Annotated in this window: 20 protein-coding genes and 1 pseudogene; 9 read left to right on the forward strand and 12 right to left on the reverse strand. The window is 39.0% G+C overall.

The window, feature by feature from the left end:
- Positions 1 to 61 precede the first annotated feature (61 nt).
- The 3 genes from carA (at position 62) to greA (ending at position 5017) form a co-directional block, all read left to right on the forward strand.
- Complete coding sequence (gene carA, locus O1450_RS11105; protein WP_269228465.1) at positions 62 to 1201, forward strand: glutamine-hydrolyzing carbamoyl-phosphate synthase small subunit; 1140 nt, start codon at positions 62 to 64, stop codon at positions 1199 to 1201.
- Positions 1202 to 1215: 14 nt separating this feature from the next.
- Positions 1216 to 4449, forward strand: coding sequence for a carbamoyl-phosphate synthase large subunit (gene carB / locus O1450_RS11110; RefSeq protein ID WP_269228466.1), 3234 nt, complete (start codon positions 1216 to 1218; stop codon positions 4447 to 4449).
- Between the two features lie 91 nt (positions 4450 to 4540).
- Positions 4541 to 5017, forward strand: a complete 477-nt coding sequence (gene greA, locus O1450_RS11115; protein WP_018676937.1) for a transcription elongation factor GreA — start codon at positions 4541 to 4543, stop codon at positions 5015 to 5017.
- A 105-nt stretch (positions 5018 to 5122) separates the two neighbouring features.
- On the opposite strand, the gene O1450_RS11120 is transcribed toward greA, so the two are convergent.
- Positions 5123 to 5605 (reverse strand): hypothetical protein, encoded by a 483-nt coding sequence (locus tag O1450_RS11120; RefSeq protein ID WP_269228467.1) that lies wholly within the window; start codon positions 5603 to 5605, stop codon positions 5123 to 5125.
- 483 nt (positions 5606 to 6088) lie between these two features.
- Between O1450_RS11120 and O1450_RS11125 the strand changes: the two genes are divergently transcribed.
- Positions 6089 to 6715: a CatB-related O-acetyltransferase gene (locus O1450_RS11125; RefSeq protein ID WP_269228468.1), complete on the forward strand. Its 627-nt coding sequence runs from the start codon at positions 6089 to 6091 to the stop codon at positions 6713 to 6715.
- 4 nt (positions 6716 to 6719) lie between these two features.
- Here the strand turns inward: O1450_RS11125 and O1450_RS11130 are convergent, their stop codons facing one another.
- Positions 6720 to 7511, reverse strand: coding sequence for a barstar family protein (locus O1450_RS11130; protein ID WP_269228469.1), 792 nt, complete (start codon positions 7509 to 7511; stop codon positions 6720 to 6722).
- A gap of 236 nt (positions 7512 to 7747) precedes the next feature.
- Here O1450_RS11130 and O1450_RS11135 point away from each other — a divergent pair, with 236 nt between their 5' ends.
- Positions 7748 to 8185, forward strand: coding sequence for a universal stress protein (locus O1450_RS11135; RefSeq protein ID WP_269228470.1), 438 nt, complete (start codon positions 7748 to 7750; stop codon positions 8183 to 8185).
- A 72-nt stretch (positions 8186 to 8257) separates the two neighbouring features.
- Here the strand turns inward: O1450_RS11135 and O1450_RS11140 are convergent, their stop codons facing one another.
- Together O1450_RS11140 and O1450_RS11145 are read right to left on the reverse strand one after the other, a co-directional pair.
- Positions 8258 to 8770 carry a hypothetical protein gene (locus tag O1450_RS11140; RefSeq protein ID WP_269228471.1) on the reverse strand — a complete coding sequence of 171 codons (513 nt, stop codon included), beginning with the start codon at positions 8768 to 8770 and terminating at the stop codon, positions 8258 to 8260.
- Positions 8771 to 8874: 104 nt separating this feature from the next.
- Positions 8875 to 9192 carry an MGMT family protein gene (locus O1450_RS11145; protein WP_269228472.1) on the reverse strand — a complete coding sequence of 106 codons (318 nt, stop codon included), beginning with the start codon at positions 9190 to 9192 and terminating at the stop codon, positions 8875 to 8877.
- Positions 9193 to 9314: 122 nt separating this feature from the next.
- On the opposite strand from O1450_RS11145, the pseudogene O1450_RS11150 reads away from it, so the two are divergent.
- A pseudogene (locus tag O1450_RS11150) lies at positions 9315 to 9757 on the forward strand (DDE-type integrase/transposase/recombinase); the annotation flags it as partial.
- Between the two features lie 137 nt (positions 9758 to 9894).
- On the opposite strand, the gene ypfJ reads toward O1450_RS11150, so the two are convergent.
- Positions 9895 to 10794 (reverse strand): KPN_02809 family neutral zinc metallopeptidase, encoded by a 900-nt coding sequence (gene ypfJ / locus O1450_RS11155; protein WP_269228473.1) that lies wholly within the window; start codon positions 10792 to 10794, stop codon positions 9895 to 9897.
- A 42-nt stretch (positions 10795 to 10836) separates the two neighbouring features.
- Entirely contained in the window at positions 10837 to 11760 is a 924-nt protein-coding gene (locus tag O1450_RS11160; protein ID WP_269228474.1) for a DUF808 domain-containing protein, read from the reverse strand.
- 165 nt (positions 11761 to 11925) lie between these two features.
- On the opposite strand from O1450_RS11160, the gene trpS reads away from it, so the two are divergent.
- The 3 genes from trpS (at position 11926) to O1450_RS11175 (ending at position 15738) form a co-directional block, all read left to right on the forward strand.
- A complete protein-coding gene (gene trpS / locus O1450_RS11165) occupies positions 11926 to 12939 on the forward strand; it encodes a tryptophan--tRNA ligase (RefSeq protein ID WP_004664430.1) in 1014 nt (337 codons plus the stop codon).
- A gap of 414 nt (positions 12940 to 13353) precedes the next feature.
- On the forward strand, positions 13354 to 13998 hold the full coding sequence (locus O1450_RS11170) for a YqiJ family protein (protein WP_269228475.1): 645 nt from the start codon (positions 13354 to 13356) through the stop codon (positions 13996 to 13998).
- A 30-nt stretch (positions 13999 to 14028) separates the two neighbouring features.
- Positions 14029 to 15738, forward strand: a complete 1710-nt coding sequence (locus O1450_RS11175) for a flotillin family protein (RefSeq protein ID WP_269228476.1) — start codon at positions 14029 to 14031, stop codon at positions 15736 to 15738.
- A gap of 257 nt (positions 15739 to 15995) precedes the next feature.
- Here O1450_RS11175 and O1450_RS11180 read toward each other — a convergent pair whose 3' ends face one another.
- The 6 genes from O1450_RS11180 to O1450_RS11205 form a co-directional block, all read right to left on the reverse strand.
- Positions 15996 to 16718: a hypothetical protein gene (locus O1450_RS11180; protein ID WP_269228477.1), complete on the reverse strand. Its 723-nt coding sequence runs from the start codon at positions 16716 to 16718 to the stop codon at positions 15996 to 15998.
- Between the two features lie 153 nt (positions 16719 to 16871).
- The gene (gene sucD, locus O1450_RS11185) at positions 16872 to 17762 is read right to left on the reverse strand and encodes a succinate--CoA ligase subunit alpha (RefSeq protein WP_269228478.1); all 891 of its coding nucleotides are present in this window, start codon (positions 17760 to 17762) and stop codon (positions 16872 to 16874) included.
- 12 nt (positions 17763 to 17774) lie between these two features.
- Positions 17775 to 18941, reverse strand: a complete 1167-nt coding sequence (sucC, locus tag O1450_RS11190; RefSeq protein WP_269228479.1) for an ADP-forming succinate--CoA ligase subunit beta — start codon at positions 18939 to 18941, stop codon at positions 17775 to 17777.
- Positions 18942 to 19084: 143 nt separating this feature from the next.
- Positions 19085 to 20518, reverse strand: a complete 1434-nt coding sequence (gene lpdA, locus O1450_RS11195; RefSeq protein ID WP_269228480.1) for a dihydrolipoyl dehydrogenase — start codon at positions 20516 to 20518, stop codon at positions 19085 to 19087.
- A gap of 107 nt (positions 20519 to 20625) precedes the next feature.
- Positions 20626 to 21819 carry a 2-oxoglutarate dehydrogenase complex dihydrolipoyllysine-residue succinyltransferase gene (gene odhB, locus O1450_RS11200; RefSeq protein ID WP_269228481.1) on the reverse strand — a complete coding sequence of 398 codons (1194 nt, stop codon included), beginning with the start codon at positions 21817 to 21819 and terminating at the stop codon, positions 20626 to 20628.
- Positions 21819 to 24659, reverse strand: coding sequence for a 2-oxoglutarate dehydrogenase E1 component (locus O1450_RS11205; protein WP_269228482.1), 2841 nt, complete (start codon positions 24657 to 24659; stop codon positions 21819 to 21821). The genes odhB and O1450_RS11205 overlap by 1 nt, the downstream gene beginning before the upstream one ends.
- Positions 24660 to 25054 lie beyond the last annotated feature (395 nt).

The following is a 25054-nucleotide window of genomic DNA, read 5'->3' on the forward strand; positions in this document are numbered from 1 at the left end:
TTTTATGTCTTCTCGCTTTTTTACAGCCCTATTTTTGTGGTTTTAGTTCAGGAGCTTTGGTTTGAGCACCCCCGCCATTTTAGCCCTCGCAGATGGAACGATCTTTAAAGGAACGTCTATCGGTGCATCGGGAAGTACGACTGGTGAAGTCGTTTTTAATACAGCCATGACTGGCTACCAAGAAATTTTGACTGACCCAAGTTATGCGCAACAAATTGTGACGCTGACTTATCCCCATATTGGAAATACAGGCTGTAATAGCGAAGACGTTGAATCTGGTCGCATCCATAAAGTGTGGGCGAACGGTTTAATTATTCGTGATCTTCCTTTATTACATAGTAATTTCCGTGCAGAACAATCACTCAGTGAATACTTGGAACAACATAATGTTGTTGCAATCGCTGATATTGATACGCGTAAATTGACACGTATTTTACGTGACAAAGGCGCGCAAAATGGTTGCATCCTTGCTGGTGAAAATATCACTGAAGAAGAAGCAATTGCAAAAGCACGTGCATTCGGTGGTTTAAATGGTTTAGACCTTGCAAAAGAATGCTGTGATCCTAAAGGCTTTGAATGGACTGAAGGTTCTTGGACTTTAGGTCAAGGTTTTAGCCAACCAGAACTTAAATTTCATGTTGTTGCATACGATTATGGTGTCAAAACCAACATCTTACGTATGCTTGCAGACCGTGGTTGTAAACTCACTGTTGTGCCTGCACAGACCCCTGCTGAGAAAGTTCTCGCTTTAAACCCAGATGGCGTGTTCTTGTCAAATGGTCCTGGTGATCCAGCAGCATGTGGCTATGCGATTGAAGCAGTAAAAACGATTGTTGAAACTACGACTTTACCTGTATTTGGTATTTGTTTAGGTCACCAAATTTTAGCACTTGCTTCTGGCGCGAAGACCATGAAAATGAATCATGGTCATCACGGTGCAAACCATCCTGTACAAAATCTTGAGAATGTTACAGTGATGATTACTTCTCAAAACCACGGCTTTGCTGTCGATGAGAGTACTTTACCTTCAAACTTAAAAGTAACGCATCGTTCGTTGTTTGATGGTACAAACCAAGGTATTCATCGCACTGACAAACCAGCATTCAGCTTCCAAGGTCACCCTGAAGCAAGCCCTGGTCCACATGACTGTGCTCCATTGTTCGATCATTTCATCGAACTTATTGAAGCATCTAAGAAGTAATTAAGGAGCGAATAATGCCTAAACGTACGGATATTAAAAGCATCTTAATTATTGGTGCAGGTCCAATTGTGATCGGTCAAGCATGTGAGTTTGACTACTCAGGTGCACAAGCATGTAAAGCACTTCGTGAAGAAGGCTATCGTGTTATTTTGGTGAACTCTAACCCAGCAACCATTATGACTGACCCTTCAATGGCGGATGCAACGTATATCGAGCCAATCACTTGGCAGACTGTTGCTCAAATCATTGAAAAAGAACGCCCAGATGCAGTCCTCCCAACCATGGGCGGTCAAACTGCATTGAACTGTGCGCTTGCATTAGATGCCAACGGTGTTTTAGAGAAATACAATGTTGAGTTGATTGGTGCATCAAAAGAAGCGATTGAAAAAGCAGAAGATCGTAAACTGTTTGACATCGCCATGCGTAAAATCGGTTTGGAATGTCCTCGTGCCGATGTTGCTGAAACCATGGAACATGCACTGGAAATTCAGTCACGTTTCGGCTTCCCAGTGATCATTCGTCCATCATTTACGATGGGTGGTTCTGGTGGTGGTATCGCATATAATAAAGAAGAATTTATTGAAATCTGTGAACGTGGTTTCGATCTTTCTCCAACCAAACAATTATTGATTGATGAATCTTTAATTGGTTGGAAAGAATACGAAATGGAAGTTGTTCGTGATAAAAACGACAACTGCATTATCGTTTGTGCGATCGAAAACTTTGACCCAATGGGCGTACACACTGGTGACTCAATCACAGTTGCTCCTGCTCAAACATTGACAGATAAAGAATATCAAATCATGCGTAATGCATCGGTTGCTGTTCTTCGTGAAATCGGTGTTGAAACAGGCGGTTCGAACGTTCAATTCGGTATTAACCCGAAAGACGGTCGTATGGTTGTGATCGAGATGAACCCTCGTGTTTCTCGTTCATCTGCGCTTGCATCTAAAGCAACAGGTTTCCCGATTGCGAAAATCGCGGCAAAACTTGCGGTTGGTTATACCCTTGATGAATTGAAAAATGACATCACAGGCGGTATCACACCTGCAAGCTTCGAACCAGCTATTGACTATGTTGTAACCAAGATCCCTCGCTTCAACTTCGAAAAATTCCCACAAGCTGAGCCTGTATTGACGACTCAGATGAAATCTGTGGGCGAAGTGATGGCAATTGGTCGTAACTTCCAAGAATCAGTACAAAAAGCACTTCGTGGTCTTGAAGTGGGTGTCAGTGGCTTTGATGAAAAAGTTGAAGTTGGTGCTGCTAATGCCAAAGAGATCATCTTAAAAGAGCTTAAAGTTCCTGGTCCTGAGCGTATTTGGTATGTCGCTGATGCATTCCGTCATGGTTTCTCATTAGATGACGTATTTGAAGCAACTAAGATCGACCGTTGGTTCTTGATCCAAATCGAAGACATCGTCAAAACTGAAGCTCAAGTAAAAACTTTAGGTTTTGGTGATTTAAACGCTGATAATATTCGCTCATTCAAACGCAAAGGTTTATCTGACCTTCGTATCGCTGACTTGATGGGTATTTCACAAAAGCAATTCCGTAAACAACGTTGGAACTTGGGTGTCTACCCAGTTTACAAGCGTGTTGATACTTGTGCTGCCGAATTTGAATCTGGCACAGCGTACATGTACTCAACTTACGATGAAGAATGTGAAGCGAATCCATCGAACCGTGACAAAATCATGGTGATTGGTGGTGGTCCAAACCGTATTGGTCAAGGGATCGAGTTTGATTACTGCTGTGTACATGCTGCGCTTGCAATGCGTGATGACGGTTATGAAACTATCATGGTGAACTGTAACCCTGAAACGGTTTCAACTGACTATGACACTTCAGATCGCTTGTACTTCGAACCTGTAACACTTGAAGATGTACTTGAAATCGTACGTACAGAGAAGCCTAAAGGCGTAATCGTACAGTACGGGGGTCAAACACCATTGAAATTGGCACGTGCTTTAGAAGAAGCAGGTACACCAATTATCGGTACATCTCCTGATGCAATTGACCGTGCAGAAGACCGTGAACGTTTCCAACAAATGATTCAACGTTTGCAACTTCGTCAACCGAACAACAGCATTGTAAAATCTGCTGAAGAAGGTATTTCAGAAGCAGCAAAAGTCGGTTATCCATTGGTTGTTCGCCCATCTTATGTATTGGGTGGTCGTGCAATGGAAATCGTCTATAACGAAGATGAACTTAAACGTTACCTTCGTGAAGCAGTTCAAGCATCGAATGAAGCCCCTGTCCTACTTGACCGTTTCCTAGATGATGCAACTGAAGTTGACGTAGACTGCGTATCTGATGGTAAAGACGTTGTGATTGGCGGTATCATGCAGCACATCGAACAAGCAGGGATTCACTCAGGTGACTCAGCATGTTCAATTCCTCCTTACTCACTTTCACAAGAAGTTCAGGATGAAATGCGTCGCCAAACTGTTGCAATGGCAAAAGAACTTGGCGTAATCGGCTTGATGAACGTTCAGTTTGCAGTAAAAGGCAACGACATTTATGTACTCGAAGTGAACCCACGTGCATCACGTACTGTTCCTTTCGTATCTAAGTGTATCGGTGAGTCTTTAGCAAAAGTTGCGGCACGTTGTATGGCGGGTCAATCTTTAGAATCCCAAGGGTTCACCAAAGAGATCATCCCGACTCACTTTGCAGTAAAAGAAGCTGTATTCCCATTTGCTAAATTCCAAGGTGTTGATCCAATGCTTGGACCTGAGATGAAATCTACAGGTGAAGTGATGGGTGTCGGTCAAACTTTCGGTGAAGCATTCTACAAAGCAGTACTTGGTTCAAACGAACGTTTGCCAGGCTTGCCAACAGAAGGCGAAGTGAAGCATGCTTTCTTATCTGTACGTGAATCAGACAAGAAATACATTGCCAACATTGCTAAACAGTTAATTGCTTATGGTTTCAAACTTGTTGCAACTAATGGCACACATCGTGTTCTGAAAGAAGCAGGCATTGAATGTGAAGCTGTCAACAAAGTCACTGAAGGTCGTCCACATATTGTAGACCGCTTGAAAAATGGTGAAATTCATCTTATTGTCAACACAACTGAAGGTAAACAGGCTCAATATGACTCTGCGATGATCCGTCGTGCTGCCCTTCAAGGCAAAGTGTATTACACTACGACGATTAATGGCGCAGAAGCTGTTTGCCAAGCATTTGCTGTGAAATTGCCAATGGATGTATACCGCTTGCAAGATTTACAAACTGTAGGTTAATTCTTTACCGATAAGTCCCGCCACCTTATCGGTGGCGGGCTTTTTCTTTTTTTTAATCCTGTATTTTCCCAACCAATTTAGAGGGACTGAAATGCAACGTTATCCTATGACTCCTGAAGGCAAGGTTGCCTTAGAGAAAGAATTACAACAGCTCAAAACAGTGGATCGCCCACGTATTATCCAAGCGATTGCGGAAGCTCGTGAGCACGGTGACTTGAAGGAAAATGCTGAATATCATGCTGCTCGTGAACAACAAGGTTTCTGCGAAGGTCGTATTCAGGATATCGAAGGTAAATTGGGCGCAGCTCAAGAGATTGATGTCAAAACCCTTGAACAAAATGGTCGTGTTGTGTTTGGTGTTACGGTAACGATTGAAAACCTAGACACTGAAGAGCGTAAGACCTATAAAATTGTAGGTGATGATGAGGCAGATTTTAAAATCAATAAAATCTCAGTGAACTCACCGATTGCCCGTGGTCTTTTAGGTAAAAGCGAAGGCGACGAAGCAAAAATTCAAACACCGCAAGGTGAAGTTGAATACGAAATCGTCAGCGTGGAATATCTTTAATATTCTAAACTGAATTAGCCCCTCTATTTGAGGGGTTTTTTTTCTCAGTTATTTTTCTTTTGTTAGCTTTTAAAAGCTTAGTATTCATTTTCACTCCTAAGAGTTTTAATCATAATCTATATTGCGAGATTTTAGAAATGAACGACTCTTTTCAATCTGTGGAATAAAAGAATCTTTCATTCCAACTCTTTCATCATCCATAAAGATGCAAAGGAAATATACCCAGTCGGTATCATCCATTCCTATTGCTTTATCAATGACTCGATCAAAAGAATCTTTTAGTTTATAAATATCTATCTCAGCTAAATATCCATACAAAATTCTAGAGCCAGGCCAATTTATATCCATAAAACCCTCTAATAACTGATCTAAGTTTTCTTCTATGATTTCTCGTGGAAGATATGGAATCATCATCGTTAAATTTTCCCATTCAGAACCACCATACGGTTGAATTAATGCAGAAAAATGTAACTCTTTACTTTTCAATTTTCCTTTAATTTCAAATACTAAATTAATTAAATCATGTATATATAAAGGTTTTTCACCAATAATTTTTAAAATTGAACTTTCATTTATTGGTTCAATCATTAACATTTATCCTTTTGTTATAAATCAGATATTATGTATTTATAAATGAATTCAGTTCAATATTTTTTATTCTTTTCCTTTAAACTCATAATTTTATTGCCAATAACATCGATTAAATTAAATATGCAAAATTTACTCAATTATATCTAAAATAAATTTTTAACCGATTGAATGGTTCTTTTTTTTCAAGAGCATCCTATTTCTAAATACAATAAAAATGAAATAAAGAAATGCAAGATCGACTGATCATTAGCATTATGTATGCGATCATTGGAATAATCCTATGGATTGCTGTTGTAATCGTATGAGCTTTCCATATCATTCTTATGACCAATCCAGTACGCTATATGCTATTCTAGACTTTGTATTTACAATCAAATTCAATGTTTTTGATTTTGTTTTAGAAATTTTTCTTTAACTAGCGTTCTCTCCTGATATAAAAGCTATAATAGCGCGGATTTCTTTTAGTATTTTGCCTTAGTTATGGATTCATTGATCAACTCCCCTGTTCAACATTGGTGTGAATTCGAATTTATTTCCAAAACAGTAAAAAATCCAAATATCCATATCAAAGGTAATTATTCTTATTATTCTGCTTATTGGGATCAGGGCTTTGAACGTTGTGTGGTACGTTATCTACATGACAAACCTGCTACATCTAAAAAACCAATTGATCAACTGTATATTGGCAATTTTGTCTGCTTTGGTGCTGAATGCGTGATTATGATGGGTGGCAATCAATTACACCGTCCCGATTGGATTTCGACCTTCCCTTTTGATACCCGTAGTTTCTTGCCTGCTGGTGATACTGTGATTGCTGATGGTTGCTGGATTGGTAGCCGCGCCATGATTATGCAGGGAGTAAAATTGGGTGAAGGTGCTATCGTGGCAACAGGTGCTGTGGTTACCCAAGATGTACCGCCTTATGCAATTGTTGCTGGTGTTCCAGCCAAAGTTATTAAATACCGCTTTGCCTCAGCTGATATAGAAAAATTGCTTTCACTTAAACTCTACGACCTAGACGAAAAGCAGATTTTAAAAATGCGTGAACAGTTGCAGGCTGATGATATTAATCAACTTTCTCAGTTTCTAAAAATTGATAAGAAATAGCTACTTAGTATAATTCTAATACAGCAGATTCTGAAATAAAGTTAACCATCTCCTGAATTTCACAATACTGCCCTACAAAATTATGTTTTGAATATTCAAAATTTTTCCATACAATTTTTAAAGGAGGCTGAACAGGTCTACTCATACTTCCATCTAAACAATCTCTTAATGCAGAAAAGTTAGCTCCCATATAACCTAGCACACCACACACTTCTTCACCAATATAGCAATACAAATCCAATTCAGATTTTATATAGTAGCCATCCAAAGTAATTTCTTTGACTTTTTCAGACTCATGATTTTCTAACCTAGCAAGAAAGAGAGCAATATGTAGCCAACATGTTTTCTCAAATAAATTCAAACTGAACCAATACTTTTCGCCACATTCATGATTTAAATATTTATAAATCAATTCTTTTCTTTTAAAAAAAGAGTCTAAATCAGAATATTCTTTATCACTATAAATTTTTTCTAATTCTTCCTTATTATCATAAATGACAAGATCATTTTCTTTATAAGCAAAATCAAAAGTAAAATATAGGCCATCCTTAATACTCTGATTCCTCCCCTCTTGATTGCAAGTTATTAAAATTCCGAAGTAATCATGTTTTTTATTATGAATTAATAATTTTAAATCCATCATTTCTTGCAGAATAATTTCTGACAAACAATTTTTAAAAATAATCTTCTCACTATCATAATGAAAATCATCAACAATTAAAGTATAAATTACATGCTCTATTTCATTTGCAAAATCATGTTTAAAAAAAATTACTTTCATTTCTTGTTTGATCATTTAGCATCCAGAATTTTGTAAAAATTAACTATTCTTATATCTATATCATATATATAAAATAAATTAGCAACTACCTTATGTAGATTACTATTTAAATTTTTTTTGAAAAATATTCCTATAAATTTGCTAGGTTTTATTTCATGAAAAATACAGGTAATATAAAAACATAGATCCTAATTTTCACAAAAAACATAAGTTTATTTAATTTAAAATTGTAATAATAAGGAGTAATAACCATGTCTTATCAAAAAATCTTGGTTGCAATTGATGACTCTGAAATCTCCGATAATGTCATTCAACAAGCAGCTCAACTTGCAAAAGCCCTAAATAGTGAAATCACTGTGGTTGAAGTGATGACCTTAGACCCATATTTGGCAGATGCATACCTTAGACTCGGTCAAAGTAATGAATTGATTGAACGTGTTCGTAGCTATGTACAAGAAAATTTAACGAAAGCGGAAAAAAAATTTGAAGCTTTAGGACTGACAGTCGCAACTCAAGTGTTGGAAGGCTTCTCTGTAAATGGGGAAATTATCAGTGCTGCAAATAACTTAGGTGCTGATTTAATTATTATGGGATCACATGGTCGAACTGGTTTCAAAAAATTTATCTTAGGTAGCGTAGCTCAAAAAGTATTAGGTGAAAGCCATATCCCTGTTTTGGTTGTACGTTAAATCTTCTAATTTTTAGTTTAATACAACATCGTAACCCGCCTGAAACCTTAAGTTTCAAGCGGGTTATTTTGATTATTGAGTTTTTAATTCAATAGGTTTTGCTTTTTGTAAAACTTCTTTTGGTAACTCAGTCGTAGAAACGATTGTCAATGACTGTGTATTTGCTTGAATAGTTTCTTTCTTAAGATCATTCAGTACAACATTGGTATCTTTAGTACTTAAGCTATACATTGCACCTGTTGCAGGATCGATAATTAATAAACCTAATACCCCACCAAATAATAGATTCCCAACATACCAACCATTTACGTGCGCAGAAATATTAACAGTTTTGGTTTCATAACCTTCTTTTTCAAACACTACAGTGTATTTTTCAGGAACAAAGAAGCCTGAACTTCTTTTTAAACTTACAGTCGCAGGTGCTTGTCCTACATGAACTTTTTTACCAGCTTTATTTAAAATCGTAATATTACTTAATTCGGGTGTGCTCTCAAATGTCATTGTTTGAGTTCTTCCTGACATGATAGTTGCGCATCCAGATAAACTGAGAACAGCAATCCCACACATAACAGCTAATTTTTTCATTTAAGTACCAATTATACATATGTATTCTTTATGTACAATTATTGTAAAATAAAATAAAAACAACAGCAATGATATTTATACAAACCAGTCTGTTTATTTTTATATTAAGGCATCCAACCAAAGATTTTCAAATTAACCTTAGCATTGATTAAGTAAACTCCTTCTTGCTCCAACAAGCTTTGCTGTATGTTATTTCCATCTTCATCTATACGAATGACACTAATCTTTCCCTGTGAATTAATCACTCGATACCAAGGGATTTCACTGCTCTTATCTAAATGCTTCAAAACATAACCGACTAAACGTGCATGCTTAGGCAAACCTGCTAATTTTGCAATTTGACCATAGGTCGCTACTTTTCCATATGGAATCAAAGCGATAACCTCTAATATCTGTCGATGTAGTTCATTAGCATCTTGCATAAAAATAACCTATAAAAATCTGATACTATGATTAAAGTGACACTTAAAAGCTTAAACAAGAAATAAATTTGATGTTATACAGCTTATTTACCATTTTTTTATACTGTCAATGCGTAAGTCCTATTGATGTATTTTCAAGGGCGATTGTGGGTTGGAAGGTATCGACAAGAATGAATACTGACATGGTGCTCGATGCCCTGGAGCAAGCACTACATGATCGAGGTATGCCTGAAGATGTCATTCACCATAGTGATCGAGGCGCACAATATCTTTCAATTCGGTATACAAATCGCTTGGCAACTGCAAATTTAAGAGCATCCGTTGGTACAACTGGAGACTCATATGATAATGCGTTGGCTGAGACAGTGAATGGTTTATATAAAACAGAGGTGACTGAATATTTAAAATCAGGTTGGTCGGGCTTGGCTGATGTTGAATTGGCAACATTGGATTGGGTTGATTGGTTCAACAAAAACGACTACACAGCGCAATTGGCTATGTTTCACCTTTTCAGTTTGAAGCAATGTACTCTGATAGAATGAATGTGTTAGGTTTCGTGACCTAACTTAAATAAACTCTCTCCGATATAGTCGGTACGATTCAAAACCCATCATGCTCAAATCAGTATAGACAATATAATTTTACGTTAATTTTTCTTATACATCGTATATCTTACGTATAAAAATCAAGGACAAATATTAATCATTTTTCCTTAAAAGTATCACATTGATTGACATCTCCAGATTTCAGACCTTGCTGAAACCAGTGCATTCGTTGTTCACTACTGCCATGTGTAAAACTATCGGGAACAACCTGACCTGTAGCTCTACGTTGCAAATAATCATCGCCAATTTTCTCGGCAGCATCCATCGCTTCTTCAATATCCCCCTGTTCTAAAAATTGAGTGCGCTGTTGATTCTGATGCGCCCAAATACCAGCAAAACAGTCCGCCTGTAATTCTAAACGGACAGAAAGCTGATTTCCTTGTGTTTGGCTAGCTTGTGCACGTGCTTGCTGTACTTGACCAGAGATGCCCAATAGATTTTGAATATGATGCCCAACTTCATGCGCAATGACATAAGCCTGCGCAAAATCCCCTGCTTGATCTTGACGAGAAAGTTCTGTCTGATTCTGCTCACCAGAAATACCCATTTGCTGGCGCATATCTTTAAAGAAAGCAGTATCGATATAAACTTTTTGATCCGCAGGACAATAAAACGGCCCCATCGCTGCTTGTGCCCTACCACAAGCTGATTTATCGACACCGCTAAACAAAACTAAGCGTGGTGGCGTGTAAGTCATGCCAAGTTTTTGAAAAATCGGAGTCCAAGTATCTTCTGTATCCGCAAGAATAGTTCCAACAAAATCACTTGCCTCTTTCTGTTCAGCAGTTAAATTTTGTGGCGCAACACCCTCTTGCGAAGATTGGGCACTGGTAACCGCTTGAGTTGCTTGATAAGCTTGTTGTGGATCTACTCCAAAAAACTTCCACGCAACAAATGCAACGATCAAACCTATAATACTGATACCACCTGCTTTTGCTCCGCCACCACCACGACGATCTTCAACATTGGTACTGACACGACGACCTTTCCAACGCATATTAACCTCACATATGATAATGATGGTGATTGAGCATTTTATTTATGCAGATGCTTTTGACCAAAATTTTTGAATAAGCATGACAACCATTAATACAATAGCACCTGCAATAAAGCCGATTCCTAGATTAATCAAAGTTGGTGTTAAGGCACCAATAATTGAACCAAAACTTGGAATCAACTCTAAATGGTCAACAGTTTTTTCAGTAAAATGATGTAATAAAGGAACTGTATGCGAAATAATTCCACCACCTACCAAAAACATTGCAACCGTTCCAACAATAGATAATGTTTTCATTAGAATAGGAGCAAATGCGAGTAGACCACGACCTATTTTATTTTTAAACGCAGATGCCTGTTGTGTTAAATATAAGCCTAAATCATCAATTTTCACAATCATTGCAACAAAACCATAAACACCTACGGTCATTACGATTGCAATCACACTTAATACAGTCACTTTAGTCATAAATGCTGCTGTTGCAACTGTACCTAACGAAATCACCACAATTTCAGCAGATAAAATAAAATCGGTACGAATCGCACCTTTTACTTTTTCTTTTTCAAACTTGTCTAAATCTATTTCGATCTGTTCCAAGCTTTCATTGGCTTCCTCAGCTGTTTTTGCTTGTTTATGCTGGAGCATGTGTACAACTTTTTCTACTCCTTCATAACATAGAAATAAGCCGCCAATCATTAATAAAGGATTGATTAACCAAGGTGCAACTACGCTAATCAGTAATGCTAATGGAACCAAGATAAGTTTATTAACGAAAGAACCTTTAGCTACGCCCCATACCACAGGCAACTCTCGATCTGCGCGTACGCCACTGACTTGCTGAGCATTTAGCGCTAAATCATCACCCAACACCCCTGCTGTTTTTTTTGCAGCCATCTTACTCATGACTGCAACATCGTCTAAAATCGTTGCAATATCATCGAGTAATAACAATAAACCACTCGCCATTTTTATTTCCCAGTTTGTATTTATTTCGCTATTGTAGAATTCCTCAATAAATTCACAACATTATTTTAAGAAAAAGTTTAAGCAATCGCTGACGAAAAAATTTTATTTCCCGTACAATAATATCCATCTTTATATATATGAAACTACTGAATCTTGGAACATATCATGAGTAATGCTGATCAACGTCCAATCATCTTGACAGGCGACCGCCCTACTGGACAACTTCATCTTGGACACTTTGTTGGCTCATTACGCTCTCGTGTTGGTTTACAAGACAGTCATCATCAACACCTTTTATTAGCAGATGCTCAAGCACTGACAGATAATGCTGATAATCCAGATAAAGTTCGCAATAACATTCTTCAAGTTGCATTAGATTATTTAGCGGTTGGTATTGATCCAACGAAAACAACCATCTGTGTCCAATCATGCTTGCCTGCTCTCAATGAACTGACCATGCTCTATCTGAACTTTGTGACGGTTGCTCGTTTAGAACGTAATCCAACGATTAAGTCAGAAATTCAAATGCGTGGTTTTGAAAGAGATATTCCTGCTGGCTTTTTATGTTATCCAGTAGCTCAAGCAGCAGACATTACCGCATTTAAAGCGACTGTAGTACCTGTTGGCGAAGATCAAATCCCAATGATTGAACAAACCAATGAAGTTGTACGTCGTGTTAACCGCCAAATTGGTCATGACTTATTACCTGAATGTAAAGCATTATTATCAAATATGGGACGTTTACCTGGTTTTGATGGTAAAGCTAAAATGTCTAAATCACTCGGCAATACGATTGTCCTGAATGCTTCTGATAAAGATATTAAAAAAGCAGTCAATGCGATGTATACCGATCCAAATCACTTAAGAATTGAAGATCCAGGTCAAGTCGAAGGTAATATTGTATTTACTTACCTTGATGCGTTTGATCCAAATAAAGAAGAAATCGAAGAACTAAAAGCGCATTACCGTCGTGGTGGTTTAGGTGATGGTACGGTGAAAAAACGCCTAGAAGGTGTACTCAAAGAATTGATTCTACCGATTCGTGAACGCAGAGCTGAACTCGAAAAAGATCCTGATTATATTATGGACATTTTAAAACATGGCACAGATAAATGCCGTGACATTACTCAGCAAACATTAGATGAAGTGAAAAGTGGATTAGGTTTGTTTAAATTCTAATTTACGTTACTTTTATTGCAAAAAAGCCTAGTATTTAGGCTTTTTTCATGTAAATATCTTATTTAAATTTAGTTTTAGACCTCGGTAACAACCCGATAACTAACAATTTCTGTCACTTATTAACATCCATTAACACTAGTTTACATGAATACTTATGAACTATGTCAGGTTTTTTTGTACTATAGCCAAGTAGATTAGTAAACACTAATCTCATGACATTTCTCCTTTCAACCGAAACTGTCTTTGCAGATTCGTTGTTCAACGCAATGACCACCCCAATCATTGCGTTTTTTTTGTCTTTAATAATATTAATGATTTGGGTTGAAATTAAATCAAGTTACATTTAATCTTATAAATGATTTATTTTTATAAAAATTTTATTAATTATCTCTAAAAGAAATAAGAGTAATACAAATGATATGGGATTTATTAACACATCCATCAAACATTGTTTTTAGTATTTCATTAATGCTTTGCCTATTTATAGGTACTCTAGAATTAATTTTATTATTATTTGGCGGTAGTAGTAGTTTCATTGATCAATTTTTACCAGACAGTCTAGTTGATGTTGATCATGGTGATATTTCTATTGAACATACTGACGGTATTTTTACTCAGCTTTTAGAATGGCTTTATCTAGGAAAAGTTCCTCTTCTCATTTGGTTAATTATCTTTTTAACGGTCTACTCACTCACAGGTTTCATTATTCAGGATATTTTTTTCCACTTAACCGAGCATTATTTATCTGCTTGGATCATTGCTCCTATGTGTTTATTTTTATGTATGCCACTAGTGAGAACAAGTGCAGCATTGATCAGTAAAATTATTCCAAAAGATGAAACCACAGCTATTCATAGTGATGAGCTGATTGGTCGTACAGCACAAATTATTTTAGGACAAGCCAAACAAAACTCCCCTGCTCAAGCTAAGGTAAAAGATCAATTTGGTCAAACCCATTATGTCTTGGTTGAACCTGAGTTAGATATTATTTTTTACCAAGGTCAAGATGTGATTTTGACCCAAAGAACAAAAATTGGATTCCAAGCAATTAACGCTTAATTTGTATATTAATTTAATGAGGGATTTTAAATGTTGAATTCAGCATTGACTGAAATTTTAATCATCACAGGTATTATTTTTGCAGCACTCATTTTTATTGGCGTTGTGATTGCTCGCCTATATACCCGTTCTAGCAAAGAAGTATCTTTTGTGCGAACAGGTTTTGGGGGTGAAAAAGTTATTCTGAACGGAGGAGCAATTGTCCTTCCTGTTTTACACGAGATTATTCCTGTGAACATGAATACGCTGCGCCTCGAAGTTAAACGGGCAGCAGATCAAGCCTTGATCACGCGTGATCGTATGCGTGTCGATGTCATGGCTGAATTCTATGTTCGAGTCAAACCTACTGGTGAATCAATTGCAACGGCAGCCCAAACATTGGGTCGAAAAACCATGTCACCTCAAGAATTGAAAGACTTGGTTGAAGGAAAATTTGTTGACTCTTTACGTGCTGTTGCTGCTGAGATGGCAATGGAAGAACTGCATGAAAAACGTGTGGACTTTGTACAGAAAGTTCAACAAGTCGTTTCTGAAGATTTATCTAAAAATGGTTTAGAACTGGAAACAGTGTCATTGACAGGTTTAGATCAGACCAGTTTTAAATTCTTTAATCCACAAAACGCCTTTGATGCAGAAGGTTTAACCAAGCTGACTGAAACTATTGAAGATCGTCGTAAAAAGCGTAACGACATTGAACAAGATGCTGATTTAGCAATTCGTGCAAAAAACTTACAAGCAGAACGAGCACGTTTAGAAATCTCTCGTGAAGAAGAATACGCGAAGTTACAACAAGAGCGTGAAATTTCAATTCGTAAAGCAGAACAAACTGCTGAAATCGCATCTCAAGAAGCAGGTAAAAAACGTGAAGCTGAAGAGGCTCGTATCGCTGCGGAACGTGAAGTCGAGTTGAAACGTATCGCCTCTGCCCGTGATGTGGAAAATGAAAATATCCAAAAGGCACAATTGATTCAAAAGGCGCAGGTTGAACAAAAGAAAACCATTGAATTGGCTGAGCAAGATCGTGCCATTGCCATTGCGGAAAAATCTCGTGCTGAATCAGAAGCCAAAGCCCAAGCCGACAAAGCCCGTGCTGAAGCGGTTAAAGCAGAAGAAGAAGTTGTAACTGTACGTGAAACCCAACGAGCTGAACGTCAAAAAGCGGTTGAATTGGTTGCTGCTAAACAAACTGCTGAGAAAGAGGCAATTGCCATTACTGTTGCCGCCGATGCAGGTAAAAAAGCCGCTGCGGATGAAGCGGAAGCTGTTCGTATCGCTGCTGAAGCAGATGCTGAAAAAATTCGCTTAAAAGCGAAAGGTGAAGCCGATGCTAAAATCTTGCTTGCTCAAGCGTTGGAAAAACAATATCAGGTTGATGCGGAAGGTGCGCGTGCGGTGAATGAAGCAGCCAATACCCTTTCTGCTGAGCAAGTGGAAATGCAAGTTCGTTTGGCATTGTTAAAGCATTTACCAGAGATTATTCGTGAAAGTGTTAAACCAATGGAAAATATTGATGACATCAAGATTTTACAAGTGAATGGTTTAAGTAACTTTACAGGTGGCGGCGCCGTCGGTAGTGATACAGTTGAAAATGGTCAAACTTCTTTGTCTGATCAAGTGGTGAATAGCGCCCTACGCTACCGTTCACAGGCACCATTGATTGATAGCTTAATGAATGAATTAGGCTTACAAGGTGGTGATATCAATGGTTTAACTCAAGGGTTAAAACCAAAAGCTGAGTAAGGAAGATTCCCCCTTTAGTTTCCTATTTCAATGTTGACCGAAAGGATAATGTTCGGTCTTCATTTTTTATCTTGTATTCTTCATTCGTATATTGAAAATGAGCAATCAAATGCTAAGTTAATATCAAACAGGACATCCCTCTCCTTGAATTAAACCATTTCATGAAAAAGCATAGCGAAACAGATAGCCAAAGTTTAATATGAGAAGCAGACTACGACCATTTCAATGGATGGGTAGACATAAGGCTAAATAGTGCTTTATGGACTAGAAGCTGGTAGTAAAGGAGTTTGTTTAAGAGGCTCGCGTTTTGCCCCTAGTTCGCGAAGCTTTTCCATGAAACTAGCCTCCTGAATCGGTAGACCACCAATGATTTTCCCTACTTCTGAATTGATGATAGCAGCAACAATCAATCCACCGATAGCTCCTCCTGCAGCGCCAGCTCCTGCGGCTTGACCGTAGCTCATATTTCCTGAGGGAAAGTTCCTACCAATTATTGCACCAGTAGCACCTCCCACTGCACCACCTGCGGCAACGGATAATATACTAACTTTTTGGGATACAGGTTCTTTAGTGTAGGTCAGAGTCTTACACGTCAAATTGTCAGGTGGAACTTCAACAGGTACTGCGTTTGTTGTGAAGTAGCGATAAATTTTGACTGGCTCCTTAGGGTCTTTTGGTAAGTAAAAACCACCATCGGCTGTAGTAGTTAGTGCTGGATTCGGTGGATTTCGAAATGAAATACTACCAGATGCTCCTCTGAAGAATGTGCCCTTTTCATCTATCTTTTCTGACCAATATGGTCCACGCTCTAGGCGAGTGGTCCATTCCACATTGAACAGACCATAGTGTCCTGTTGTTGATAGAGGCTCTTGGAGGTAGATACAAGTAAATTCAACTGGTGTCTGTAACTTTTCTGGATTTGTGGCACACCCCGAGATTAAAGTGCAGAAGAGGATCACACTAAAGATTTTTATGTACATGACGATTGCCTTTGTCATTGATGTTTTGTAAAAGTATAATCAGTCTACCAGATTTTATTTATCAATCTAAGTTATTAAATATATTAATAATATTCCAAATAAAAAACCCCAATGTCTCCATTGGGGTTTTTTAAAAGATTAAAATCTAACGTATTACGCTAAACCTTTCTCTTTTAAAACTTGCAACATAGTAGAACCAAGCTCAGCTGGGCTACGCGTGTAAGCCATTCCCGCGCGTTCAAATGCAGCGAATTTCTCTTCAGCAGTACCTTGACCACCAGAAATAATCGCACCAGCATGACCCATACGCTTACCTTTAGGTGCAGTTACACCAGCGATGTAACCAACAACAGGCTTAGTTACGTTAGATTTGATGAATTCAGCAGCTTCTTCTTCCGCTGTACCACCGATCTCACCGATCATGATGATTGCATCAGTATCTGGATCGTCTTGGAACAATTGAAGTGCTTCAATCTGGTTCATACCTGGGATTGGGTCACCACCAATACCGATACAAGTAGACTGACCTAAACCAAGCTTAGTTGTTTGAGCAACCGCTTCATAAGTCAATGTACCTGAACGTGAGATGATACCAATACGACCTGGTTGGTGAATGTGACCAGGCATAATACCAATCTTACATTCACCCGGAGTGATCACGCCTGGGCAGTTAGGACCAACTAAACGAGTACCGTTACCGTTAGTTTCTAAGTAGCGTTTCGCTTTAAGCATGTCGATGGTTGGAACACCTTCAGTGATCACAACAATTAGGCTAACACCAGAATCAACCGCTTCAACAATTGAGTCTAAAACAAATGGAGCTGGTACGTAGATCACAGTTGCATCAGCATGTGTTTCACGAACAGCATCTTTCATCGTGTTGAATACAGGCAGTTCAAGATGAGTCGTGCCACCTTTACCTGGAGTCACACCACCAACAACTTTTGTACCGTAATCTAAAGCTTGTGCAGAGTGGAAAGTACCGTTTTTACCAGTAAAACCTTGTACCAATACTTTAGTGTCTTTATTAATTAATACGCTCATGATTGATACTCCTTAAGCTTTCACTGCAGCTACAACTTTTTCTGCGGCATCAGATAAACCATTCGCAGAAATTAATTTCAAACCAGATTCATCAAGTAACTTCGCACCTAACTCAGCGTTGTTACCTTCTAAGCGAACAACAACAGGCACAGTAACGTTTACTTCTTGAACCGCTGCAATAATTGCTTCAGCAATCATGTCACAACGTACGATACCACCAAAGATATTGATTAAAACACCTTGTACAGACGTATCCGCAAGGATGATTTTGAACGCTTCAATTACACGCTCTTTGGTTGCACCGCCTCCAACATCTAGGAAGTTTGCAGGCTGACCACCATAAAGTTTGATGATGTCCATCGTTGCCATTGCAAGACCAGCACCATTCACCATACAACCAATGTTACCTTCTAGAGCAACATAGTTAAGATCAAATTCAGATGCTTTTAATTCACGCTCGTTCTCTTGAGATTTATCACGTAACGCTGCAACTTCAGGTAAACGGTATAGCGCATTCGAGTCGATCCCTACTTTGGCATCAACACATAAGATTTCGCCATTCTCACGAACAGAAAGTGGGTTAATTTCAAATAAAGCAAAATCATTTTCGACGAAAGCGTCATAAGCAGCCGTCATGATTTTCACAAACTGACCAACTTGTTTATCTTTTAATGCTAATGCAAATGCAACTTCACGTGCTTGGAAGGGTTGTAAACCAACTAACGGATCAACTTCAACTTTAATAATTTTTTCAGGTGTTTCTTCTGCAACCTTCTCGATTTCTACGCCACCTTCGGTAGAAGCCATGAACGTAATACGACGACTAGAACGATCTACCACTGCACCTAAATACAACTCACGTTCAACGGGATAAACATCTTCAGCAACAATAATACTATTTACTGGCTGACCATTTGCATCTGTTTGATATGTTACAAGACGCGTACCAATAATATTGTTTGCAAATTCGATAACATCTTCTTTTGATTTCGCAACTTTTACACCGCCAGCCTTACCACGACCACCAGCATGAACTTGTGCTTTCATTACAGCAAATTTACCACCAAGCTGTTCAAACGCAGCAACGGCTTCATCTGCATTTGTTGCCAAGATACCTTCCTGTACTGGCATACCATATTTTTTCAATAATGCTTTAGCTTGATATTCATGTAAGTTCATTCAGTTACCTACCATGTTGTTTATAGTGTCATTCATATAGTCTAGAAATATTATTAATTATAGACTGTTATAAGTTATATTAAATGATGGTTCTTATATCAACCATCATTAATTAAAAAGTGTGGCGAACCACACTTATTTTGTTATTTACGTTTACGTTGAATCGCGTGGATGGCACGACCATCAACAGCAAGCGCGGCTTCATGGACAACTTCTGAGAATGTTGGATGACCAAAAGTCATTAATTGTAGGTCTTCAATTGAAGATACAAATTCAAGTGCGATCATACCTTGATGTACGATATCAGATGCATTTGGACCCACAACGTGCATACCTAATAAACGGTCAGTTTTTGCATCAGCAACGAACTTCACAAAACCAGCAGTATCACCAGCAGCCAACGCACGACCATTCACCGCAAATGGGAATTGACCTGCTTTAACTTCGTGACCTTTTTCAGCAGCTTGTTCTTCAGTTAAACCAACCCAAGCAGCTTCTGGGTGTGTGTAAATAACGCTGATGATGGTGTCATAGTTCACTTGAGCAGCATGACCGTGTATACGTTCAACAGCCATTACGCCCTCTTCCATTGCTTTATGTGCAAGCATTGGACCGCGTACTAAGTCACCAATTGCGTAAACACCTTCTACAGATGTTTGGCATTGATCATTTACATCAACCAAACCACGTTCAGTCAATTTAATGCCAGAATCTTCTGCCAATAAACCTTCTGCATACGCTTTACGGCCTACACAAACGATTAACTTGTCAAAAACTTGTTCTTTGTCTTCACCAGCTTGGTTGTATTTAACAGTCACTTCACGACCATTAATTTCACTACCAGAAACTTTTGCACCGATACGGATCTCTAAACCTTGTTTCTTCAAGATTTTTTGATATTCCTTCGCCAATGCTTTGTCTGCCATTGGTAAGAATGCATCTAATGCTTCAAACACAACAACTTCTGATCCAAGACGACGCCATACCGAACCAAGTTCTAAACCGATAACACCTGCACCAATCACACCAAGACGTTTAGGAACTTCTGGGAATTTTAATGCACCAGTAGAATCAACAATTAAGTCTTCATCAACAGGTGCTACTGGAATATTTACAGGTACAGAACCAGTCGCAAGGATGACGTACTTTGGTTCTAAAACCTGTACATCACCTTCAAACGGTGTGAATTCTACTTTTTTACCTGCGAGTAATTTACCAGTACCTTGTAACCACTCGATACCATTACCTTTAAGTAATTGAGCAACACCACCCGTCAATTGATCTACAACTTTGTCTTTACGTGCCAACAAAGTGTCTAAATCAAATTTAACTTCACCTGTCGTGATCCCGTGTTCAGCAAGCTCATGAATTGTTGCTTCGTAACGGTGAGAAGAATCAAGCAATGCTTTAGAAGGGATACAACCCACATTTAAACATGTACCACCCAAAGATGGCTTACCGTTGTGAATACGTTTTTCGATACAAGCGACTTTGAAACCAAGTTGAGCTGCACGAATCGCTGCTTCATAACCACCAGGTCCACCGCCAATGACAACAAGATCAAACTGTTGAGACATTTTTCTATTCCTTAAATCTCCCCCTAACCCTCTCTTTGCAAAGAGGAGAAATACCGTGACTGGTAGTCCCCCTTTATCAAAGGGGGATTTAGGGGGATTTAAATATGTTAAAGATCAAGAATGAGTTTAGCTGGTTCTTCTAACAATTCTTTAATTGTTACCAAGAAACCTACAGCTTCTTTACCATCGATTAAACGGTGGTCATAAGAAAGTGCTAAGTACATCATTGGCAAGATTTCAACTTGACCATTTACCGCCATAGGACGTTCTTGGATTTTGTGCATACCCAAAATTGCCGTTTGTGGTGTATTTAAAATCGGTGTAGATAACAATGAACCGAAAGTACCACCATTAGTAATCGTGAACGTACCGCCAGACATTTCTTCAATCGACAATTTACCTTCACGCGCTTTAGCAGCATAAGCCCCAATACCGTTTTCAACTTCAGCGTAGTTCATACGATCTGTATCACGAAGAATTGGTACAACTAAACCACGGTCAGAAGAAACTGCTACACCGATGTCATAGAAACCGTGATAAACAATATCATCACCATCAATAGATGCGTTTACAGCTGGGTAGCGTTTTAATGCTTCAGTTGCCGCTTTAACGAAGAAAGACATAAAGCCTAAACGCGCACCATGACGTTTTTCGAAAGCATCTTTATATTGCTTACGCATTTCCATGATTGGCTTCATGTTAACTTCGTTGAACGTTGTTAACATTGCAGTTTGTTGTGTAGCTGCCAATAAACGCTCAGCAACACGCTTACGTAAACGTGTCATTGGAACACGTTTCTCGATACGCTCGCCGACAGCAACGCTTAATGGTTGAACTGATGCAGCAGGTTTAGCTTGATGGCTAGCAACATCTTCTTTAGTGATGCGACCACCACGGCCTGTACCTTGTACATCAGCAGCATTGATACCAGTTTCAGATAATGCTTTACGAACTGCAGGCGCTTGGTTTTGATCAACTGCTTGAGTTGATGCAGCTGCTGGCGCAGATGCAACTGGAGCAGCTGCGGCTGGTGCAGCAGCTTCAGGAGCAGCGGCAGCAACAACACCAGCTTCGAATTGAGCAATCACTTCGTCAGAAAGAACTGTATCGCCTTCACCTTTGATGATTGCAACTAAGCTACCATCAGCTGGAGCAACCACTTCTAAAACAACTTTATCGGTTTCAATGTCACAGATCACTTCATCACGTGATACAGGTTCACCTACTTTCTTGTGCCAAGTTGCGATCGTACCGTCAGCAACTGACTCTGGAAATACCGGTGCTTTAATTTCGGTTGCCATTATTTAGAATCTCCTGATTGTTCAACTTCAATCGCAAGTGCGTCATTGATAAGCTGAGCTTGTTGTTTTGCATGCAAGTATGGCGAGCCACAAGCAGGTGCGGCAGATGCGTCACGACCAGCATAGCTAATACGAATTTGTTTACCTGATTTAAGAACGTCTTCATATAAACGAGGAACGATAAATAACCAAGCACCTTGGTTCTTCGGCTCTTCTTGTGCCCAAACAAGCTCTTGAATGTTTGGATACTGAGCCATAACCTCAGCTAAGCGTTGTTCTGGGTATGGATACAATTGTTCGATACGAACGATCGCAATATGGTTTAGACCAAGCTCACGACGTTTTTCGAGTAAATCGTAATAAACCTTACCACCACAAAGAACTAAACGAGTCACATCAGCTTTATTGATTTGATCAACTTCATCAATCACGGTTTGGAATGAACCGTTTGCTAATTCATCTAAAGTTGAAGTCGCAAGTTTATGACGAAGTAATGATTTTGGTGACATTACGATCATTGGCTTACGAATCGGACGAACCGCTTGACGACGCAATGCATGGAAAATCTGCGCTGGTGTTGTCGGTGTCATCACTTGCATATTGTCTTCAGCACAAAGCTGTAAGAAACGTTCTAATCGCGCAGATGAATGCTCTGGACCTTGGCCTTCATAACCGTGTGGTAACAACATTGTTAGGCCACACACACGCTCCCACTTGGTTTCACCCGAAGCGATAAATTGGTCAATAACAACTTGCGCACAGTTTGCGAAGTCACCAAATTGTGCTTCCCAAACGATTAAGCTTTTTGGCAATGTCGTTGAATAGCCATATTCAAATGCAAGCACTGCTTCTTCTGACAACAAAGAGTCATAGACCGCAGTACGTGGCTGATTTTCTTTTATATGACAAAGTGGAATATAAACCGAACCATCGACTTGGTTATGTAATTTGGCATGGCGGTGCGAGAATGTACCACGACCCACATCTTCACCCGTGATACGCACAAGGAAGCCATCGTCAAGCAAAGATGCATAAGCTAAAGTTTCAGCAGCACCCCAGTTCAGTGGCATTTCACCTGTTTGCATCTTCACGCGATCTTCGATCACTTTCTGAACTTGACGTTGTAATACAAAACCCTCTGGTAATGTATTCATTTTCAAACCTAGTTCTTTTAGACGATCGATGCTAAAAGTTGTATCCCAAATATCTGTGTATTCATGACCTAAATATGGCGACCAATCTACAAACATCTTTTTGTTTGGTTCAGTCACCAAAGCATTTGCAACGTGATTACCTGCTTCTAAATCAGAACGATAACCTTCCACCATTGCATCTGCACTAGCACGGTCAAGTACTTTTTCTTGAACCAATTGATCTGCATACAAGGTACGTGTTGTCGCTTTCTTGTTGATCACTTGATACATCAAAGGCTGAGTTGCAGATGGTTCATCTGCTTCGTTATGACCACGACGACGGTAGCAGAACAAGTCTAAGATCACGTCTTTACGGAAAGTATGACGGAAATCATGTGCAAGCTGAGTTACGAAAATCACAGCTTCAGGATCATCACCATTCACATGGAAAATCGGCGCCTGAATCATCTTCGCAACGTCAGTACAATACTCTGTAGAACGTGTATCACGCGGATCAGAAGTTGTGAAGCCCACTTGGTTATTGATCACGATGTGAACGGTACCGCCCACTGTGTAACCACGTGTTTGTGACATTTGGAAGGTTTCTTGGTTTACACCTTGACCCGCAAATGCAGCATCACCATGTACAATCACTGGAAGAACGTCATCGCCGCCAATATCTTTACGACGAACTTGACGTGCACGAACCGAACCTTCTACTACAGGACCAACAATCTCTAAGTGTGATGGGTTAAACGCCAATGCTAAGTGAACTTCGCCACCCGGAGTCATTACGTTTGAAGAGAAACCTTGGTGATACTTAACGTCACCAGAACCTTTTTTATGTAGGCTCTTGCCTTCAAATTCACCAAAAAGATCCGCTGGGTTTTTACCCATGATGTTCACAAGAAGGTTGAGACGACCACGGTGTGGCATACCAATCACAACTTCTTTACAACCAACACTGCCTGCACGTTGAATGATTTCATTCATCATTGGAATAAAAGACTCACCGCCTTCTACACCAAAACGTTTCGCACCAACGAATTTATTACCAAGATATTTCTCTAAGCCTTCCGCAGCGGTTAAACGCTCCAAGAAACCTTTTTTCTGATCATTGGTGTAATTGAATTTACCGCGAGCACCTTCCAAACGTTGTTGAATCCAACGTTTTTCTTTTGTATCAACGATATGCATGTATTCTGCACCGATTGAAGAGCAGTAAATTGCTTCCATGGATTCAACCATTTCAGACAATGTCGCTTCTGCTTTGCCAATCGCGAGGTTACCTGTATTAAATACAGTATCTAAATCAGATTTAGTTAAACCGTGTGCAGATAAATCAAGATCTGGAACTTCTTCGCGTTTCGCAAGACCTAATGGATCAAGTTTGGCTTTTTGATGACCACGGTTACGATAAGCAGCAATCAGTTGTAATACACCAATTTGACGACGCTCATGTTCTGTACTTACAGTGCTTTGTACAACAGGTTGAACTCGGTTTGAATTACGACCCAAAAGGAGGAATTGCTCGCGCACACTACCGTGTGGTTGATCACCTTTAGGGTATTTATCGAAATATTCACGCCAATCCTCTGACACTGAGGTTGGAGAAGTTAGGTACTGTTCGTAAAGCTCTTCAATATACGCTGCACTATCAGCGGAAAGTTCAGTGTCAAGACGCAGTGCGTCAGCAACTTCTTGCATTTTTGGACCCATTTCCTATTGCAAAAAATAATACAGGTTGCCTTTTAAGCACACCCATGATTCATAGTATCAAATTGGTAACATGACACTACTACTCAAGATCATCCAACCTTGAGACATTATCACTACACATCAGGAGTATTCCTTTTGATGTAATAAATGAGCTATGCACTTTCAATTCAAAGCACATAACTCATCCTTATACTCGATGAAATCGAGCAATTTTTTGCAAACCATTTTAGAAAAATTAACAAAAATATTAACTTTTCTAAATTGACTTTAACCCAAACTATATCCATACAATTGGTAAGCATTAGAGTGATATAACATCAGGAATATGCTTATTTTTTGCTTCAGGTCGTGGCGGAAATCGTACCATGTTCTCATGTACGAAT

Origin of the sequence: Acinetobacter sp. TR11 (genome assembly GCF_027105035.1) — a bacterium.
Classification (GTDB): Bacteria; Pseudomonadota; Gammaproteobacteria; order Pseudomonadales; family Moraxellaceae; genus Acinetobacter.

What these genes read in the sequence shown, in the direction of transcription:
- carB (WP_269228466.1), top strand. Translation starts at nt 1,216, where the DNA reads ATGCCTAAACGTACGGATATTAAAAGCATCTTAATTATTGGTGCAGGT.
- greA (WP_018676937.1), top strand. Translation starts at nt 4,541, where the DNA reads ATGCAACGTTATCCTATGACTCCTGAAGGCAAGGTTGCCTTAGAGAAA.
- O1450_RS11120 (WP_269228467.1), bottom strand. Translation starts at nt 5,605, where the DNA reads ATGATTGAACCAATAAATGAAAGTTCAATTTTAAAAATTATTGGTGAA.
- O1450_RS11125 (WP_269228468.1), top strand. Translation starts at nt 6,089, where the DNA reads ATGGATTCATTGATCAACTCCCCTGTTCAACATTGGTGTGAATTCGAA.
- O1450_RS11130 (WP_269228469.1), bottom strand. Translation starts at nt 7,511, where the DNA reads ATGATCAAACAAGAAATGAAAGTAATTTTTTTTAAACATGATTTTGCA.
- O1450_RS11135 (WP_269228470.1), top strand. Translation starts at nt 7,748, where the DNA reads ATGTCTTATCAAAAAATCTTGGTTGCAATTGATGACTCTGAAATCTCC.
- O1450_RS11140 (WP_269228471.1), bottom strand. Translation starts at nt 8,770, where the DNA reads ATGAAAAAATTAGCTGTTATGTGTGGGATTGCTGTTCTCAGTTTATCT.
- O1450_RS11145 (WP_269228472.1), bottom strand. Translation starts at nt 9,192, where the DNA reads ATGCAAGATGCTAATGAACTACATCGACAGATATTAGAGGTTATCGCT.
- ypfJ (WP_269228473.1), bottom strand. Translation starts at nt 10,794, where the DNA reads ATGCGTTGGAAAGGTCGTCGTGTCAGTACCAATGTTGAAGATCGTCGT.
- O1450_RS11160 (WP_269228474.1), bottom strand. Translation starts at nt 11,760, where the DNA reads ATGGCGAGTGGTTTATTGTTATTACTCGATGATATTGCAACGATTTTA.
- trpS (WP_004664430.1), top strand. Translation starts at nt 11,926, where the DNA reads ATGAGTAATGCTGATCAACGTCCAATCATCTTGACAGGCGACCGCCCT.
- O1450_RS11170 (WP_269228475.1), top strand. Translation starts at nt 13,354, where the DNA reads ATGATATGGGATTTATTAACACATCCATCAAACATTGTTTTTAGTATT.
- O1450_RS11175 (WP_269228476.1), top strand. Translation starts at nt 14,029, where the DNA reads ATGTTGAATTCAGCATTGACTGAAATTTTAATCATCACAGGTATTATT.
- O1450_RS11180 (WP_269228477.1), bottom strand. Translation starts at nt 16,718, where the DNA reads ATGTACATAAAAATCTTTAGTGTGATCCTCTTCTGCACTTTAATCTCG.
- sucD (WP_269228478.1), bottom strand. Translation starts at nt 17,762, where the DNA reads ATGAGCGTATTAATTAATAAAGACACTAAAGTATTGGTACAAGGTTTT.
- sucC (WP_269228479.1), bottom strand. Translation starts at nt 18,941, where the DNA reads ATGAACTTACATGAATATCAAGCTAAAGCATTATTGAAAAAATATGGT.
- lpdA (WP_269228480.1), bottom strand. Translation starts at nt 20,518, where the DNA reads ATGTCTCAACAGTTTGATCTTGTTGTCATTGGCGGTGGACCTGGTGGT.
- odhB (WP_269228481.1), bottom strand. Translation starts at nt 21,819, where the DNA reads ATGGCAACCGAAATTAAAGCACCGGTATTTCCAGAGTCAGTTGCTGAC.
- O1450_RS11205 (WP_269228482.1), bottom strand. Translation starts at nt 24,659, where the DNA reads ATGCAAGAAGTTGCTGACGCACTGCGTCTTGACACTGAACTTTCCGCT.